We start from the raw sequence: 13,321 nt of genomic DNA, 5'->3' as shown, positions 1-13,321 counted from the left end.
GGCTCGGCCGCACAGGCGGCCGAGGCGGCGGGCGACCGCGCTCCGGGTGGGTGAGTCGGACCCCGGGCGGAGCCACGGCAATCGTCACTGTCAGTCCAGGCAGAACTCGTTGCCCTCGGGGTCGGTCATCACGATGTGGCCGGTGCCCAGCGGCGGAGCGGGTTCGTGGCGCTGCACCCGGGCCGCACCCAACGCGACGAGCCGGGCGCACTCGGCCTCCAGCGCCGCCATGCGCTCCTCCCCCTGAAGTTCGGGAGCCACCCGCACGTCGAGGTGCACGCGATTCTTGGCGACCTTGCCCTCCGGTACCTGTTGGAAGAACACTCGCGGACCGGTTCCGTCCGGGTCCTCCAGTGCCGATCGGGTGTTGCGCTGCTCCTCGGGCACGCCGATCCGCGCGAGGAACTCGTCCCACGCGGCCAGCGGGTCGGCCCCCTCGGGCAGGTCGACCCCGGGCGGGCCGGGGATGACATAGCCCAGCGCCTCGCCCCAGAAGGAGGACAGCGCCCTCGGGTCGTGGGCGTCGAAGGTCACCTGGAAGTGGCGGCTCATCGGGTTGCTCCGTTCATGGTGGGTCGGATGTGCGGGTGGAGGTCGCGCAGCGGGCGGACCTCGGACAGGCGGTGGATCGGTTCGCGGTGGATGTGCGGCACCGGATCGGCCCTGGTCGCCTCGGGGGAGGCGCCTTCGCGCCGACCGGCAGCCGGAGCCCGGCGTCGCGGAGGTCGCGCGCGCCGGTGAGCCGGGCGTCGTGCCGGCCCTCGGGTCGGTCGAGCTCCCCGGCCGCGCCGTCGCCGTACCGCCAGGTCGTCCGCGTCCATGGACCCACCCTGACACCCTAGGCGGACAGGATCTGTCCGCCATCTCTGGCAGGGTGTTCGACATGGGCGTGGCGCGTGGTGACGAGCGGGGTACGACGGAGCGGGTGCTCACGCTGCTCGGGCTGCTTCAGCGGCGCCGGGTCTGGTCCGGCCCCGAGCTCGCCGAGCGGCTGGGGGTCACCTCGCGGACGGTGCGGCGCGATGTCGAGCGGCTGCGGTCGCTCGGCTATCCCGTACATGCCGGCCAGGGGGTCGGCGGCGGCTACCAACTCGGCACGGGCAAGGATCTGCCGCCGCTGCTGCTCGACGACGAGGAGGCGATCGCCACTGTGGTCTCGCTGATCGCGGGCGCGGGCGCGGGTACGGGTGCGGGCGGCGCGGGTGACGCGGGTCGTGCCGGTGGTGCGGTCGTCGGGTCCGGTGAGGCCGCGCTGCGGGCGCTGACCAAGCTCGATCGGGTGTTGCCCACCCGGCTTCGGCACGAGGTGCGTGCGCTTTCGGGTTCGGTGGAGTCGTTCGGCGCGGGCCGTGCGTCGGTCGACCCGGAGGTGCTCATGACGCTGGCCAGAGCCTGCCGTGACGAGGTCGAGGCCGGCTTCGACTACCCGACCGGGAGTTCGGGGGTCGCCGGGAACGTCGCGGACTCCCGGAACTCCCGGAGTGGGCCGCGACGGCGGCGGGTCGAGCCGTACCGCCTGGTCGCCTCCGACCGGCGCTGGTACCTCCTCGCCTACGACCTCGATCGCGACGACTGGCGCAGCTTCCGGGTCGACCGGATGACCGCCGTGTCCGCCCGCACCTGGCGTTTTCGGCCGCGCGCGGCGCCGGACGCGGCGACGTACGTGCAGGAGGGTGTCGCGAGTCGGGTCTACCCGCACCGGGCGCGCTTTCTGGTGCACGCTTCGGCCGACACGGTGGGCGCGCAGATCTCGGCGTCGGCGGCCGTGGTGCGGCCGCGCGGGAGCGAGCGCTGCGAGGTGCTCAGCGGCGCCGGCAACCTCGACGTCGTGTTGATGCACGTACTCCTGCTCGGGCACGACTTCGAGATACTCGACCCTCCGGAACTGGTGGGTCGTTGTCGCGCGCTCGCGGAGAGACTGCTGGCGGCCGGCGCGACGCGCGCACCCGGGCCGGACCCGGACCCGAACTCGGGTCCGGATCCGCACTCGGGCCCGGGCGCGGCTACGTCTTCGCCCGCACCGTGATGCTCGCGGTGCCCGTGGCGCTGTGCGCGGTCACCGACCAACATCCCGGCCCGGGTACTTCGACGCCCATCGGCAGGGCGCCGGGCAGTCCCTGGGCGGTCGGGGCGAGTTCGGCCCGACCGACGCCCCGGGTTCCCGAGACGCCCCGGACCGTCACCGTGGGCGCGGCCGAATCCCCCACCCACAACGGGTACTTGCCAGCCGAGCCTTCCTCGCGCTCGGACAACAGGTCACCCCAGTGGTCGGTGTCCGGGGCGTAGAACCAGATCGTGCCGCCGCCCACGACGCGGGGCGAACCCGCGTCGTGGAGGGCCTGGGGCAATCCGGTATCGGTGGGCACGACGGCATCGTCGCACCCCGCCGATCGCCTTCCCCGGTCCCCGTTCGCCGCGCAGCCGGCCAGTCCGACACACGCGACGACGGTTCCCAGGGTCGCGGCGACCACGCGCCGCGTCGTTTCCATCCTCATGGGGTCGATTCCATTCTCATGGGTTCACCCGATCGCATACAGACCCCACAACACGCCGATCGGGAGCGTGCCCAGCACGGCCAGCCCGGCCGACTGGGCCATCCGCAGCGGAGGTTGGGAACCCTTGTACCCGAACCCCTCGCCGTTTCCCGCGACGATCGAGACCAACAACGGGATCGCGAAGCAGAACCCGTACACCAGCCCGCTCCACTGCGGCGCGACATTGAGCAGCGCGGCCAACAGCAGGACCCACGATGTGCACGAGACCCGGAAGGTGCTGCCGATCAGCCCGGTGTCCAGACCCCAGAACAGGGGCGTGACCCACCAGGGCCGGCCCTCGTCGTGCATCAGGGATTTCGACGTCTGTCGTTGGAACCCCAGGGAATACCCGTTGTCGCGGACGGCGCGCGCATCCACGCCGATCGCGGCGACGGCGGCCACGACGCAGATCCCCAGCGCGACATCGCGGGGCAGGTATCCGGCCGTGACGGTACCGATCTGATAGAGCAACGCCACGAACAGGCCGGACATGGCGAGGTGACCCGCGGCGAGCGTCGCGGCGAAACGGACGGCCATCCGCCGTCCGGTGTCGGAATCCCCTTGCACGAAGGGGCGGATCACTCCGATGAAGGACTGGCCTCAAGGGCTGAAGAGTTGGGCGAACCCCGCGATCGCCGCGATGCTCACCGTCCACAACGTGATCAAGGGCATGAGGCGTCGTCCCCGGCTAGTTGTTGAACCAGATCGAGCACGCGAACGGCCCGTTCCAGCAGCTCGTGCCGCCGGAGCACTCGCCGCACCAGAACATGGAGCTGCCCGAGACGCAACTCCACACCGTGCGGTTGTAGCCGCTCGGGCAGTAGAAGCGGTCGCGGGCCACCCGGTAGTTGCACATCGTGCAGCTCGCCAGCGAACAGCACGGCGATCCCTGGCAGTCGGCGGCGGCCGGGGTGGCGTTGATCAGCGTGGCCAGGCCCGCGATGAACGCGGAGGCCCCGGCCAGCGCCTTCACCCCGATGCCGCGGCCCGTGCCCTTGCGCGGCTCGATGTCGGTGTCCGCGACCTGCACACATTCCTGAGTGATGCTCATGCCGAGATCGTCCCTTCAGCAGCGTATTTGAGCTTCGGCAGCGATTTGGGCACCGACAGCAGCGGCTCGAGCTGCCGGTAGGAGGGGATGGTCTGGGCGGCGATCGGCGCACCCAGGCGGTACAACACGGCGGACGGTGTCACGTCGACGCCCAACGCGGACGCGATGTCGCCGGTGACGTCGACCGTCGCGAATTGGGCCGGGATGTTGTTCTCGGCCAGCCACTTCGCGCCCTCCTCCGCGCTGTGCACCTGCTCCAGCACGACCCGAACCCCCTTGGGAGGACGGCCGTTCATCGCCTCCGCGATGGTGCGGCAGGTGTTGCACGAGGTGGACAGGAACAGCAGGACCAGGTGCTCCAGCGCGTCCAGGTCCGCGGTCATCCCGATCGCCGACGGCGACAGGTCCCGGTCCAGGGGCAGTTCGAGCGGAGTCGGGTTGTCCTCGAGCTTGAGCTTGGCGCGGATCAGTTCCAGGGTCCGATACTGATCGACGAGAGCGAGTACACAGATGGCCACGAGCAGGCTCAGGACGCCGACGGCCACCCACAGGAACGTCATGGGGTTTCCCTGCTTTGCATGTAGGAGTGGTTCTCACGTGCCAAGGGAACGAGCTTCGCCACGATCACCGCGACGGCCGTGAGGAGCCCGAGTGCCGCGGTGTACCGGACACCGCTCGTCGCCCCGACCGGGGCCAGGAAACCGACGAGGGCGACACCCACCCAGACCGGCAGGGCCGCGATCTGCCGCACACCCAGGACGGCGTCACCGGCCTCGCCGTAGCAGGCGCACCGGATCCGCTCGCCACGCCGCATCGCCACGGCGGCGACGGCGGCGAACGACACCCCCAATCCGGTCACCAGGACGGGGGTGGGCATCGCGTGCGGAAACGACACCAGGCCGACGGCCGCGGCGATCTCCACGAGCGGGACCAGGATGGTGACGGCGCCGGCCCCCGGAACCCGCAGGGCGTGCAACGTGGGCCGGAACAGCCGTGGCGCGACCAGCTTTTGCGCCGCCGCGTAGAGCAGGACGAGTGCCGCCACGAAACGTACGACGGCGGCCGACGCGATGATCATCGATCAGGCTGCCAGCGTCTTCAGCACCTGGGCGTTGGGGAGTTCGGTGTCCAGGAGGCAGACCCTGATCCGCTTTCCCTCCCGGAGCAGCGGGGATTCGGCGACCCGGCGCCCGGCGACGGTGAAGTCCCCGTCCCGGTGCCGCTTGGGCACCCCCGTGACCCACCGACACACCGGCACCGCGGCCATCGGCACACCGGGCCATTGATCGGTCACCGTGACCAGGTCGCCGGCCCGCAGGGTGAAGTTGTCCGGGAAGCCCACATAGGGGACCTCCTCGCCGGCCGCGCGCAGGGCGTTGCCCACCGGCGCGGCGGGTGTCGCCACCCGCAGAACGCCGGCGCGGGCAGCGCCGGCACCGGTACCGCCGACATCCGTGACCCGGGCCAGGTCGCCGCGCTTGCCGGTGCCGGCGTTCGAACCGGCCTCGGCCGGCACGGTCTCCGCGGCTCCCGCGGTACCCGCGCCCGTGGTCAGGACCACGGTCGCGCCCACCGCGAATACGCCGCCCACTTTCAGGGCTTCCCGTCGGGACAGACGTGCTTTGCCGTTCATGCACTCTCCTCGGCGTCGATTCGGACCCGCACGAACTTCTCGATGCTGGCCGACGGCGAAGGGGAGGGCAATGAGATCCATGCCCAGCGTTTCTGGTGGCCGGAATTCGGCCAAGGGGAGGGAAAGCGAACCGGGAGAATATTGCCGACGTGGAATCTCGCAACCCGAATATCGGGTCGGGAGGCGCGAAAAGCGGTGCATTGACCCGTGTTCGCATCCCGGCCGGACCGTCGTGGCCGGCCCGACCCGGGTGCGCGGTCCGGGCGCGGGCGGACGACTCCGGCCAGGGCGCGGATTGGTGATGTACTCGCCGGCCATGTTCGGTCGGGACGGGACTTCGAGCCGGCGCGGCCGAGCACCAGAAAGCGCGGTGCTGACCCGGTTTTCCGCCGCCCCGCCCGGGACACGCCCTAGTCGCCCGCGACTTCGTCGGGGCGCAGGGCGTCGAGGATGAGGGTGAGGCCGAAGGTGAACTCCTCGGCGTAGTCGTATCCGGATTCGAGGGCCTGTTCGGTGACGAGTTCGGTGAGGTGGGGGTAGGTGTCGGCGGGCATCTCTTGCAGGATGGCGCCCGCGACCTCCTCCAACTCCGCGGAGTCGCCGAACGGCAGGCTCGACTCCTGGATCACGAAGCCGTACACGTAGCTGTCGATCAGCGACACCGCGTGCGCCGTCATCCGGACGGAGAACCCTCCGGCGCGCAATGCCCCGATGACGGCGTCGTGATGGCGCAGGGTCGCCGGGCCGGGCCGGGTGCGGGAGTCCAGCAGGGGGACGGCCCACGGATGGCGCCGGAGTACGGAACGGGCGGAGGCCGCTCGCCGGCGCATGGCGCTCTTCCAGTCCGTGTCGCGCGGCGGCAGGTCGATCTCCGCGAACACCGCGTCCACCATGCCGTCGAGCACGTCGTCCCGGCTCGCGACGTGGTGGTAGAGCGACATCGCCTCGACGCCCAGCGGTTCGGCGATGGCGCGCATGGTGAGCGCGGCCGAACCCTTCTCGTCCGCGACCGCCACCGCCGTGCGGATCACGCGCTCGCGACTGAGCGGCGTGCGCGCCGAGGCGCCGCGCCGGCGCCTGCCTACCTCGCTCATCCGCTCCTCCTTTTGCCTTCTGTTGACTACCTTACAACATAAGGCTAGCTTCCCTTACAACATAAGGTCGTCATTGCGACGAAGGGACCGCGCCATGGGCACGGAACGAATGAAGAAGGTCTGCATCGTCGGAGCCTCGGGGAAGCTCGGGCAGTACATGGTTCGGCAGGCGCTGGAGCGCGGCTACGAGGTGGTCGGCGTGTGCCGCGAGCGCAGCGTGCCGAAGCTGGCCGCGTTCGACGGCCGGATCACCGTCGTCCCCGGGCCCACGAACGACCCGGAGGTGATCCGGCGGGCGGTCGCCGGGTGCGACGGGGTCCTGACGGTACTGGTGCCGTGGGGCGTGCGGCAGTACGCGTCGGGCACGGCACAGGCGGTGCTCGACCACGCGCGGCCGGGCGCCCGCCTGGTCTTCTCCTGCGGTTGGCACATCACCCGCGACGGCAAGGACCGGTACTCGCGGATGTTCACCATGGGCGTCCGGATCGCCGCCGTGGTGGGCAAGCTCGTTCGGGCCGTCGAGATCGACGACCAAGTGGAGGCGTGCCGCCGGGTGTTCGAAAGCGACACCCGGTGGACCGTGGTGCGCGGCAGCACCCTGAAGGAGGGCGACAGCCAGGGCCTGCCGGTATGGAGCCGGCACGTGGGCGACCCGGTCCTGGCCAGCGACCTGACCCGCCGGGTGGACTTCGCGCTGTTCATGGTGGAGGCGCTCACCGACGACACGCTCGTCCGGGAGGCCCCGGCGATCGTCGGCTGCCGCACTCCCAGCGCCCTCGCGCACGGCGGGCGCGCCCAGGACCGGCCATAGCACCGGCATCGGTCGGCCGCTTTGCCATCACGGCGCGCTTGCCGCGTTGATCAGGGCGGTTGCGGCGGTTGTGATGTCCTCCGGTGTGGTCCAGCGTCCGAGGGACAGCCGCAGCGCGCCCAGCGCGCTTTCCGGAGGGATGCCCATGGCGGTCAGGACCGGGGAGGGGGTGTGCCGGCCGCGGTGGCAGGCCGAGCCGGTGGACGCGGCCAACTCCGGTGCGAAGGTGAGCAATTCGTGACCCAGGGCGCCGTCGATGCGGACGTTGAGGGTGTTCGGCAGGCGTTCCTTCTCGGAGCCGTTGAGGTGTACGCGACCGGGCAGCGCGGTGGCCAGGCGGCGGTGCAGGTCGTCGCGCAGCGCCGCGATTCGGTTCGGCGCGCCGTCCGCGAGTTCGGCCGCCGCGATGTCCGAGGCCGCGCCCAGGGCGACGGCCAGGGCGACGTTCTCGGTGCCCGCGCGCAGGCCGTACTCCTGGCCGCCCCCGTAGACGACCGGTTCCAGGGCGAGCCCCTCGCGCACGTACAGGGCGGCCGTGCCCTTGGGGGCGTACATCTTGTGCCCGACCACGGTCAGCAGGTCCACGCCGAGGTCGCGCACGTCGAGGGGGATCCGACCGGCCGCCTGGGCGGCATCGCAGTGGAACAGCGCGCCGTATTCGTGGGCCACCGCGACGAGTTCGGAGAGGGGCTGGAGGGCGCCGGTCTCGTTGTTGGCGGCCATCACCGACACCAGGACGGTGTCGGCGTCCAGCGCCGCGGCCAGTCGGCCGGGATCGACCAGTCCGTCGGCGTCGACCGGTAGATACGTCACGCGTACGCCGTGCAGTCGCTCGAGCGCGCGGCACGTCTCCAGGACCGCCGGGTGCTCGGTGACCTGCGTGATCACGTGCGGCCGCGCGGCCTCGGAGGCCAGGACCGCGCCGCGGATGGCGAGTTGGTCGGCCTCGGAGCCGGAACCGGTGAACACGATGCGCTCGGCGTCCGCTCCGAGGAGCGCCGCGACCCGACCGCGTGCCGTCGCAAGGGCGGCACGGGGTTCGTCGGCGTAGGGGTGACCGCTGGAGGGATTGCCGAACCAGTGGGTCAGGAAGGGCCCCATCGCGAGCGCGACTCGCGGGTCGACCGGGGTGGTCGCGTTGTAGTCCAGATAGATGGGTCCGTCGGCGAGGGCCGGGCTGCCTTGCGCCATTCCGTTCACGGGATCTCCCTTTCACCCTCGGAGCCGGGCTTGTTCCGGTGAGCTGTGCGCACAGATGATCTGCGTCCAGATGATCTTAGTTGCGATGGACCGAGCCACAATCATCTGTGCTCAGATGGTCTTCGTCCGACGGTCTGGGCTCGGACCGTCTGTGTCCAGATGGTCTGCGTCCGACGGTCTGGGTTCCGATCGTCTGTGCCCAGATGATCTGGGCTGCGATGGTCTGCTCAGGTGCTCGTGTTGCCCGTGGAGATCGGGCGTTCGAAGAAGGTTTCGAGGACCATCGTGGCCTGCGTACTGCTGACGCCGGTGATGGCGTGGATGCGGCGCAGGACGTCCTGCATCGCCGCGGTGGAGTCGGTGCGGATCTTGAGGAGGATCGAGGCCGTCCCGGCGATCACGTGTGCCTCCTGGATCTCCGGGATGGCTGCGAAGGACGGTGCGGATTCCCCCATCCACGCGACCGAGTCGACGGTGACGAAGGCCAGGACGTCCAGGTCCACCGCGACCGGGTCGACGTCGACGGTGGTGCGGCGGATGACGCCCGCCGCCCGCAGCTTGCGTACCCGCTCGTGTGCGGCGCCGGCGGACAGCCCGACCTCCCTGCCGAGTTCGGCGTACGTGCGCGTCGCGTCCTCCTGGAGCAGCGCCAGCAGACCCCGATCGATGTCGTCCATTGCGGTTCCTCCGTTGTCGCGCCGATCGAGGGGGCTCGATGGTAGCGAGCCGTGTCGGTGCCGCCGTGACCGCGTACGGGCGGCCGTGACCGCGCACGGCCGGGGCCGCCGGGGGTGCGGCCGAAGCTCGGGCGCGCGGGCTCGCGCCTACGATCCCGTCAATGTGGACTAGGTTCGGTGAAACCTTGACGATACCGAAGCATATTCTGCAATCATGATGACCAATAGGATGTCATTCAGAGACTGCAAGGAGTTGCGAGACGATGTCCGAGGCGCGAATCCCGATCTACGACATGATCGACGAACGTTTCCGCACCGAGCGCTGCATGAACGGTGACGACCGGCTGGAGACGCTGTACTCGGGTGGCCGCTGGTCGGAGGGCCCGCTGTACTTCCCCGCAGGGCGCTTCCTGATCTGGAGCGACATCCCCAACGACCGCATGCTGCGCTGGGACGAGACCAACGGCGTCGTCAGCGTCTTCCGTTCGCCGGCCGGACACCCCAACGGCAACACCCTCGACCGCGAGGGCCGACTGGTCACCTGCGAACAGGGCAACCGTCGCGTCACCCGTACCGAACACGACGGCTCGATCACCGTGTTGGCCGACCGCTTCGGAGGCAAGCGGCTGAACAGCCCCAATGACTCCGTCGTGCACTCGGACGGCTCGATCTACTTCTCCGACCCCGACTTCGGTATCACCAGCGACTACGAGGGTAATCGTGCGGAGAGCGAGATCGGGGCGACCAACGTCTACCGGATCGACCCGGTGACCGCTGAAGTGCGCCTGGTCGCCGACGGGTTCGCCGGACCCAATGGGCTGGTGCTGTCCGAGGACGAGCGGCGGCTGTACGTCTCCGACTCCCGGGCCAACCACGTGCGCGTCTTCGACGTTCGTGCGGACGGGACGCTCTCGGACGGCGAGGTCTTCGTCGAATGCCGCCCCGGTGACGGCCGGTTCGACAACATTCGCTTCGACGACGGGGGTCGTCTGTGGGTCGCCGCGATGGCGGACGGCGTGCACTGCTACGCCCCGGACGGCACCCTCATCGGCCGCATCCGTACCCCCGAGCCCGTCGCCAACATCACTTTCGGCGGCCCCAAGCGCAATCGCATGTTCCTGGCTGCCAACACCTCGCTGTACTCCCTGGTCGCGGCCGTCACCGGCACCTCACGGCTGCCGAAGCGCTGACCGCTCTTCCGGGTGTTGTCGCCGCTGCGGTGCGCGGGATGGAAGGGAGTGCTCGACCCCGGGGTGAATCGGACGAAACGCGGCGCAGCCGGCGTGCGGCGCCGGCCGGTGCTCGACGACCGGGCGGCGGACGCTTGCCGGACAGGCAGGACGCCTCAGGGGAGGGGAAGTTCATGCAGCCCACACCACCCGGCGAGCAGCCGGGTACGTACGCGCCACCTCATCCGCAACGCGGGCAGGCCGCTGCCGCTGCCGCCGAACAGCCCGCCCGCGTGGCTCCATCGGCCAACCGTTCGTCACCGGGCGGCGGGGCGAGGGGCGTCGGCACAGGGCTGCCCAACGCCTCGCCCCGCCACGCTGTACGCCGGGCCCGGCCCGTCAGTCGGCGGACCCGACGCGTGCCGCCGCCATGGCCTCCTCCAGCAGGGCGCGAAGTCGAGCCGGCGGCTGGATGCCCGAGGTCGGGGATCCGCCGTCGATGACCACCGACGGGACGCCGGTGATGCCCAGAGCCGTGGCGCGGGCCTCGTCCGCTCGTACGTCCCGGGTGTAGGCGTCACCGTGCAACAGGCGGCGGACATCGGACCCGGGCAGACCGGCCGTGGTGCCCAAGTGCGCCAGGACCTCCGGGTCGGCGATGTTCCGACCGTCGGTGTGGTAGGCGTGGAACAGGCTTTCCATCACCGGGTCGGCCAGGTTGTGCTCGGCGGCCAGATACGCCAGGCGGTGCGCGTCGAACGTGCTCACCGGCCGGGCGAGATGTAGGTTCAACTCCAGCCCTTCGAGCCTGCCTTCGGCGCGGATGTGCTCGACCCGCTCGGCCGCTCGATCGCCCCACCACGTCGCCATCGACTCGGCCGCCGTCGGGCCGGGGACGCGACCGGCATCGGGGGCGAGTTCGCGACTTCGCCAGAGGATCTCGACGAGCGGACCGCCCTCCGGCAGGCCGCGCACGGCCGCTTCGACGCGTCTCTTCCCGATGAAGCACCACGGGCACAGGACGTCTCCGTAGATCTCGACCTTCATGGATGGTCCTCTCCTCGGACGGCGGCCGATTTCGGGCTATTCGCCGGTCCGGGGGCCCACTTCGCGCACGACGGTGTATGTGGGGACTCCCGTCATGCGCGGTTCGGCCCGGTCGCCGAGTGCCTCCAGCGCCTTCCCGATGGCGGCCATCCTGCCGTCGGTGTCGGAGTTCTCGACGAAGTGGCGATAGTCGGCCTCGCTCGCCCAGTGCACGATGTTGTACACCCGCGTCCCGTCGGTGCTCACGTGGAAGCGGGCCGAGCGGTAGCCGGGGTAGAAGTTGACCCACCGCTCCTGGATCTCGGCGAAGGCATCGACGAGTTCGGTCTGCGTGGCGGGGCCGTCGACGGTGTAGTCGATGATCGAGTAGAAACCCTGGTCGGTGCTCATGTCAGTTCTCCCGCTACCGGTTGTTCGAGTGGAGTGGGGTGGCGCGACCCCTGACCGGTATTCTGGAACTTAAAGCTGGGTTGAGGTCAAGGGCGTCGAAGACGAACGTGTCGGCGGGGGATCGAAGACACGCCCTACGGCCTTCCCGGTGCGGACACGCCGGTCCACCACCAGGATTCCAGGTCGTCGCCGTCGAGTGCCTCGGCCGGCGGGCGGTGTTCGGGCGGCACGTCGACGGCGAGCGCGTGCGTGCGGCGGACGATGGCCCGCAGTTCGCGGACGGCGGGCATCTCGGCCAATTCCTCGACGTCGAACGGGCAGCCGGCGGGGCCGTCCAGGAGCATGTGGCAGCCCTGCGAGTACCACATGGCGATCAATTCCCGGTCGCCCCGCTTCTCGGCGGCGACCGCGACCTCGCGAACCACGTCGATCAACGGGACGGGCCGCGGTGCCGCCGCGTCCGGGCCGCCGAGCCGGCCGGACTCCACCATGCGCCGCCACAACTGCGAGCCCGCGTCGCAGTACAACAACGGCGGATCGACGTAGCCGTCCTCGAGCCACGAGGTGTAGCCGTCGAAGTCGTCGTGCTCCTCCGCGTCCTCGGGGTAGGTCCGCAACGCGGTGAATTCGTGCAACGCGTCGAAACGGTCCCTTCGTTGCGCGTAGTTCGGGTGCTGATCGAGGGGAAAGGCATAGCTGAACCGGCGCCGCAGGAGGATGTCCATCACCCGGAAATGGGTGAACGAGCAGTCGAACCACTCCTGGAAGCCGTACAGCACGGCGAACCAGTCGCGCAGGCGCGGCTCGTCCGGCCCGTGGTGGGCGTCCAGGACCCTGATCGAGTCCGCCACCAGATCCTCGATCTCATGCATCGACACCGCGAACTCCCGCTTCTCGATTCGTCGTCCCGCCGACGGTGTGGCGGAACACCCCTCGCCTCGGCCAGGAGTCCACCACACCGAGCCGACATCCTCACGCGCGGACGCGAAGATCGGTCACCCCGCGAGCGGGAGGCCCGGTGTGCGGTACACCCGGTGCCCGGCGTCGATCGCGAACACCTCGCAGCCGTCGCGGGCGGCGGCCCACGCGACGCCGTCGGTGCCCAGCGCGAACGCGGCGGTGGCGGTGGCGTCGGCCTCGGTCAGCGACCGCGCGACGACGGTCATGCTGAGCAGGCCGACCGCCGGACGGCCGGTGCGGCCGTCGAGGATGTGATCGCCGCGCTCGTACCGCGCGGAGGTGGCGACCGCGCCGTCGGCGATCTCCAGCACGGTGCACAGCCGGTCGGGCCGGGTCGGGTGCCGGACGCCGACCCGCCACGGGCCGCCCGCCGCGACGACGTCGCCCCCGGCGTTGAGGCAGAACCTCCGTACGCCGCGCACCGCGAGCAGTTCGGCCGCGCGCTGCACGGCCCAGCCCTTGACCATCGCGCAGGGGTCCAGCCCGCGCCCGGGCAGCCGTACCCGGAACGCGCCGTCGCTGGCGACGCGGTAGTCCTCGCACAACCGAAGCACCTCGGTCAGGTCCGCGCTCAACTCGTCCTCGGTGAGCTCGCCGCGGTCCAGCCGGGAGACCTCGCTGTCCGGGCGGAACGGACTGAACCTGGCGTCGACCTCGCGCAACCACGCGAACACCGGGTCCGCGGCCTCGCCGGGCACCACCGCGTCGGTGGCCAGCGAGATCGGCAGGCCCATGATGTGCTCGACGCGGCGCAC

17 protein-coding genes are annotated in these 13,321 nt (G+C 70.6%); 3 read left to right on the top strand and 14 right to left on the bottom strand.

Features of this window, described 5'->3' with window-relative positions; all coding sequences use genetic code 11:
• Positions 1 to 90: 90 nt before the first annotated feature.
• Positions 91 to 552: a VOC family protein gene (locus ACWCPW_RS42295; RefSeq protein WP_449766940.1), complete on the bottom strand. Its 462-nt coding sequence runs from the start codon at positions 550 to 552 to the stop codon at positions 91 to 93.
• A gap of 331 nt (positions 553 to 883) precedes the next feature.
• On the opposite strand from ACWCPW_RS42295, the gene ACWCPW_RS42290 reads away from it, so the two are divergent.
• On the top strand, positions 884 to 2,026 hold the full coding sequence (locus ACWCPW_RS42290) for a helix-turn-helix transcriptional regulator (RefSeq protein ID WP_449766939.1): 1,143 nt from the start codon (positions 884 to 886) through the stop codon (positions 2,024 to 2,026).
• Here the strand turns inward: ACWCPW_RS42290 and ACWCPW_RS42285 are convergent.
• The 7 genes from ACWCPW_RS42285 to ACWCPW_RS42255 form a co-directional block, all read right to left on the bottom strand.
• Positions 2,004 to 2,366, bottom strand: coding sequence for a hypothetical protein (locus tag ACWCPW_RS42285; RefSeq protein ID WP_449766938.1), 363 nt, complete (start codon positions 2,364 to 2,366; stop codon positions 2,004 to 2,006). The genes ACWCPW_RS42290 and ACWCPW_RS42285 overlap by 23 nt on opposite strands.
• Before the next feature lie 153 nt (positions 2,367 to 2,519).
• Entirely contained in the window at positions 2,520 to 3,071 is a 552-nt protein-coding gene (locus ACWCPW_RS42280; RefSeq protein WP_449766937.1) for a hypothetical protein, read from the bottom strand.
• Positions 3,072 to 3,222: 151 nt separating this feature from the next.
• Positions 3,223 to 3,585, bottom strand: a complete 363-nt coding sequence (locus ACWCPW_RS42275; protein ID WP_449766936.1) for a hypothetical protein — start codon at positions 3,583 to 3,585, stop codon at positions 3,223 to 3,225.
• Positions 3,582 to 4,145: a hypothetical protein gene (locus ACWCPW_RS42270; protein ID WP_449766935.1), complete on the bottom strand. Its 564-nt coding sequence runs from the start codon at positions 4,143 to 4,145 to the stop codon at positions 3,582 to 3,584. Before ACWCPW_RS42270 ends, ACWCPW_RS42275 begins: the two co-directional genes overlap by 4 nt.
• Entirely contained in the window at positions 4,142 to 4,663 is a 522-nt protein-coding gene (locus ACWCPW_RS42265; protein ID WP_449766934.1) for a MauE/DoxX family redox-associated membrane protein, read from the bottom strand. The genes ACWCPW_RS42270 and ACWCPW_RS42265 overlap by 4 nt, the downstream gene beginning before the upstream one ends.
• 3 nt (positions 4,664 to 4,666) lie before the next feature.
• Positions 4,667 to 5,218 (bottom strand): hypothetical protein, encoded by a 552-nt coding sequence (locus ACWCPW_RS42260; RefSeq protein ID WP_449766933.1) that lies wholly within the window; start codon positions 5,216 to 5,218, stop codon positions 4,667 to 4,669.
• 410 nt (positions 5,219 to 5,628) lie between these two features.
• Positions 5,629 to 6,312: a TetR/AcrR family transcriptional regulator gene (locus tag ACWCPW_RS42255; RefSeq protein WP_449766932.1), complete on the bottom strand. Its 684-nt coding sequence runs from the start codon at positions 6,310 to 6,312 to the stop codon at positions 5,629 to 5,631.
• Between the two features lie 94 nt (positions 6,313 to 6,406).
• On the opposite strand from ACWCPW_RS42255, the gene ACWCPW_RS42250 reads away from it, so the two are divergent.
• Positions 6,407 to 7,123: an NAD(P)-dependent oxidoreductase gene (locus ACWCPW_RS42250; protein WP_449766931.1), complete on the top strand. Its 717-nt coding sequence runs from the start codon at positions 6,407 to 6,409 to the stop codon at positions 7,121 to 7,123.
• A gap of 27 nt (positions 7,124 to 7,150) precedes the next feature.
• Here the strand turns inward: ACWCPW_RS42250 and ACWCPW_RS42245 are convergent, their stop codons facing one another.
• Complete coding sequence (locus ACWCPW_RS42245) at positions 7,151 to 8,314, bottom strand: cysteine desulfurase family protein (protein ID WP_449766989.1); 1,164 nt, start codon at positions 8,312 to 8,314, stop codon at positions 7,151 to 7,153.
• Between the two features lie 236 nt (positions 8,315 to 8,550).
• On the bottom strand, positions 8,551 to 9,000 hold the full coding sequence (locus ACWCPW_RS42240; protein ID WP_449766930.1) for an Lrp/AsnC family transcriptional regulator: 450 nt from the start codon (positions 8,998 to 9,000) through the stop codon (positions 8,551 to 8,553).
• A gap of 263 nt (positions 9,001 to 9,263) precedes the next feature.
• Here ACWCPW_RS42240 and ACWCPW_RS42235 point away from each other — a divergent pair, with 263 nt between their 5' ends.
• The gene (locus ACWCPW_RS42235; RefSeq protein WP_449766929.1) at positions 9,264 to 10,190 is read left to right on the top strand and encodes an SMP-30/gluconolactonase/LRE family protein; all 927 of its coding nucleotides are present in this window, start codon (positions 9,264 to 9,266) and stop codon (positions 10,188 to 10,190) included.
• Between the two features lie 378 nt (positions 10,191 to 10,568).
• Here the strand turns inward: ACWCPW_RS42235 and ACWCPW_RS42230 are convergent, their stop codons facing one another.
• The 4 genes from ACWCPW_RS42230 to ACWCPW_RS42215 form a co-directional block, all read right to left on the bottom strand.
• Positions 10,569 to 11,216 (bottom strand): DsbA family oxidoreductase, encoded by a 648-nt coding sequence (locus ACWCPW_RS42230; RefSeq protein WP_449766928.1) that lies wholly within the window; start codon positions 11,214 to 11,216, stop codon positions 10,569 to 10,571.
• Between the two features lie 36 nt (positions 11,217 to 11,252).
• On the bottom strand, positions 11,253 to 11,606 hold the full coding sequence (locus ACWCPW_RS42225) for an antibiotic biosynthesis monooxygenase family protein (protein ID WP_449766927.1): 354 nt from the start codon (positions 11,604 to 11,606) through the stop codon (positions 11,253 to 11,255).
• A 134-nt stretch (positions 11,607 to 11,740) separates the two neighbouring features.
• Positions 11,741 to 12,478, bottom strand: a complete 738-nt coding sequence (locus ACWCPW_RS42220; RefSeq protein ID WP_449766988.1) for a hypothetical protein — start codon at positions 12,476 to 12,478, stop codon at positions 11,741 to 11,743.
• 123 nt (positions 12,479 to 12,601) lie between these two features.
• The gene (locus ACWCPW_RS42215; protein WP_449766926.1) at positions 12,602 to 13,321 is read right to left on the bottom strand and encodes an FAD:protein FMN transferase; all 720 of its coding nucleotides are present in this window, start codon (positions 13,319 to 13,321) and stop codon (positions 12,602 to 12,604) included.

It is taken from the genome of Embleya sp. NPDC001921, assembly GCF_053594475.1.
Note: the sequence above shows the minus strand (reverse complement) of the source record. Positions and strands in the feature narration are given on the sequence as shown.

Excerpts from the sequence above, each read along its gene's own strand:
- ACWCPW_RS42295 (WP_449766940.1), bottom strand. The coding sequence starts at position 552 with ATGAGCCGCCACTTCCAGGTGACCTTCGACGCCCACGACCCGAGGGCG.
- ACWCPW_RS42290 (WP_449766939.1), top strand. The coding sequence starts at position 884 with ATGGGCGTGGCGCGTGGTGACGAGCGGGGTACGACGGAGCGGGTGCTC.
- ACWCPW_RS42280 (WP_449766937.1), bottom strand. The coding sequence starts at position 3,071 with ATGGCCGTCCGTTTCGCCGCGACGCTCGCCGCGGGTCACCTCGCCATG.
- ACWCPW_RS42275 (WP_449766936.1), bottom strand. The coding sequence starts at position 3,585 with ATGAGCATCACTCAGGAATGTGTGCAGGTCGCGGACACCGACATCGAG.
- ACWCPW_RS42270 (WP_449766935.1), bottom strand. The coding sequence starts at position 4,145 with ATGACGTTCCTGTGGGTGGCCGTCGGCGTCCTGAGCCTGCTCGTGGCC.
- ACWCPW_RS42265 (WP_449766934.1), bottom strand. The coding sequence starts at position 4,663 with ATGATCATCGCGTCGGCCGCCGTCGTACGTTTCGTGGCGGCACTCGTC.
- ACWCPW_RS42260 (WP_449766933.1), bottom strand. The coding sequence starts at position 5,218 with ATGAACGGCAAAGCACGTCTGTCCCGACGGGAAGCCCTGAAAGTGGGC.
- ACWCPW_RS42255 (WP_449766932.1), bottom strand. The coding sequence starts at position 6,312 with ATGAGCGAGGTAGGCAGGCGCCGGCGCGGCGCCTCGGCGCGCACGCCG.
- ACWCPW_RS42250 (WP_449766931.1), top strand. The coding sequence starts at position 6,407 with ATGGGCACGGAACGAATGAAGAAGGTCTGCATCGTCGGAGCCTCGGGG.
- ACWCPW_RS42245 (WP_449766989.1), bottom strand. The coding sequence starts at position 8,314 with ATGGCGCAAGGCAGCCCGGCCCTCGCCGACGGACCCATCTATCTGGAC.
- ACWCPW_RS42240 (WP_449766930.1), bottom strand. The coding sequence starts at position 9,000 with ATGGACGACATCGATCGGGGTCTGCTGGCGCTGCTCCAGGAGGACGCG.
- ACWCPW_RS42235 (WP_449766929.1), top strand. The coding sequence starts at position 9,264 with ATGTCCGAGGCGCGAATCCCGATCTACGACATGATCGACGAACGTTTC.
- ACWCPW_RS42230 (WP_449766928.1), bottom strand. The coding sequence starts at position 11,216 with ATGAAGGTCGAGATCTACGGAGACGTCCTGTGCCCGTGGTGCTTCATC.
- ACWCPW_RS42225 (WP_449766927.1), bottom strand. The coding sequence starts at position 11,606 with ATGAGCACCGACCAGGGTTTCTACTCGATCATCGACTACACCGTCGAC.
- ACWCPW_RS42220 (WP_449766988.1), bottom strand. The coding sequence starts at position 12,478 with ATGCATGAGATCGAGGATCTGGTGGCGGACTCGATCAGGGTCCTGGAC.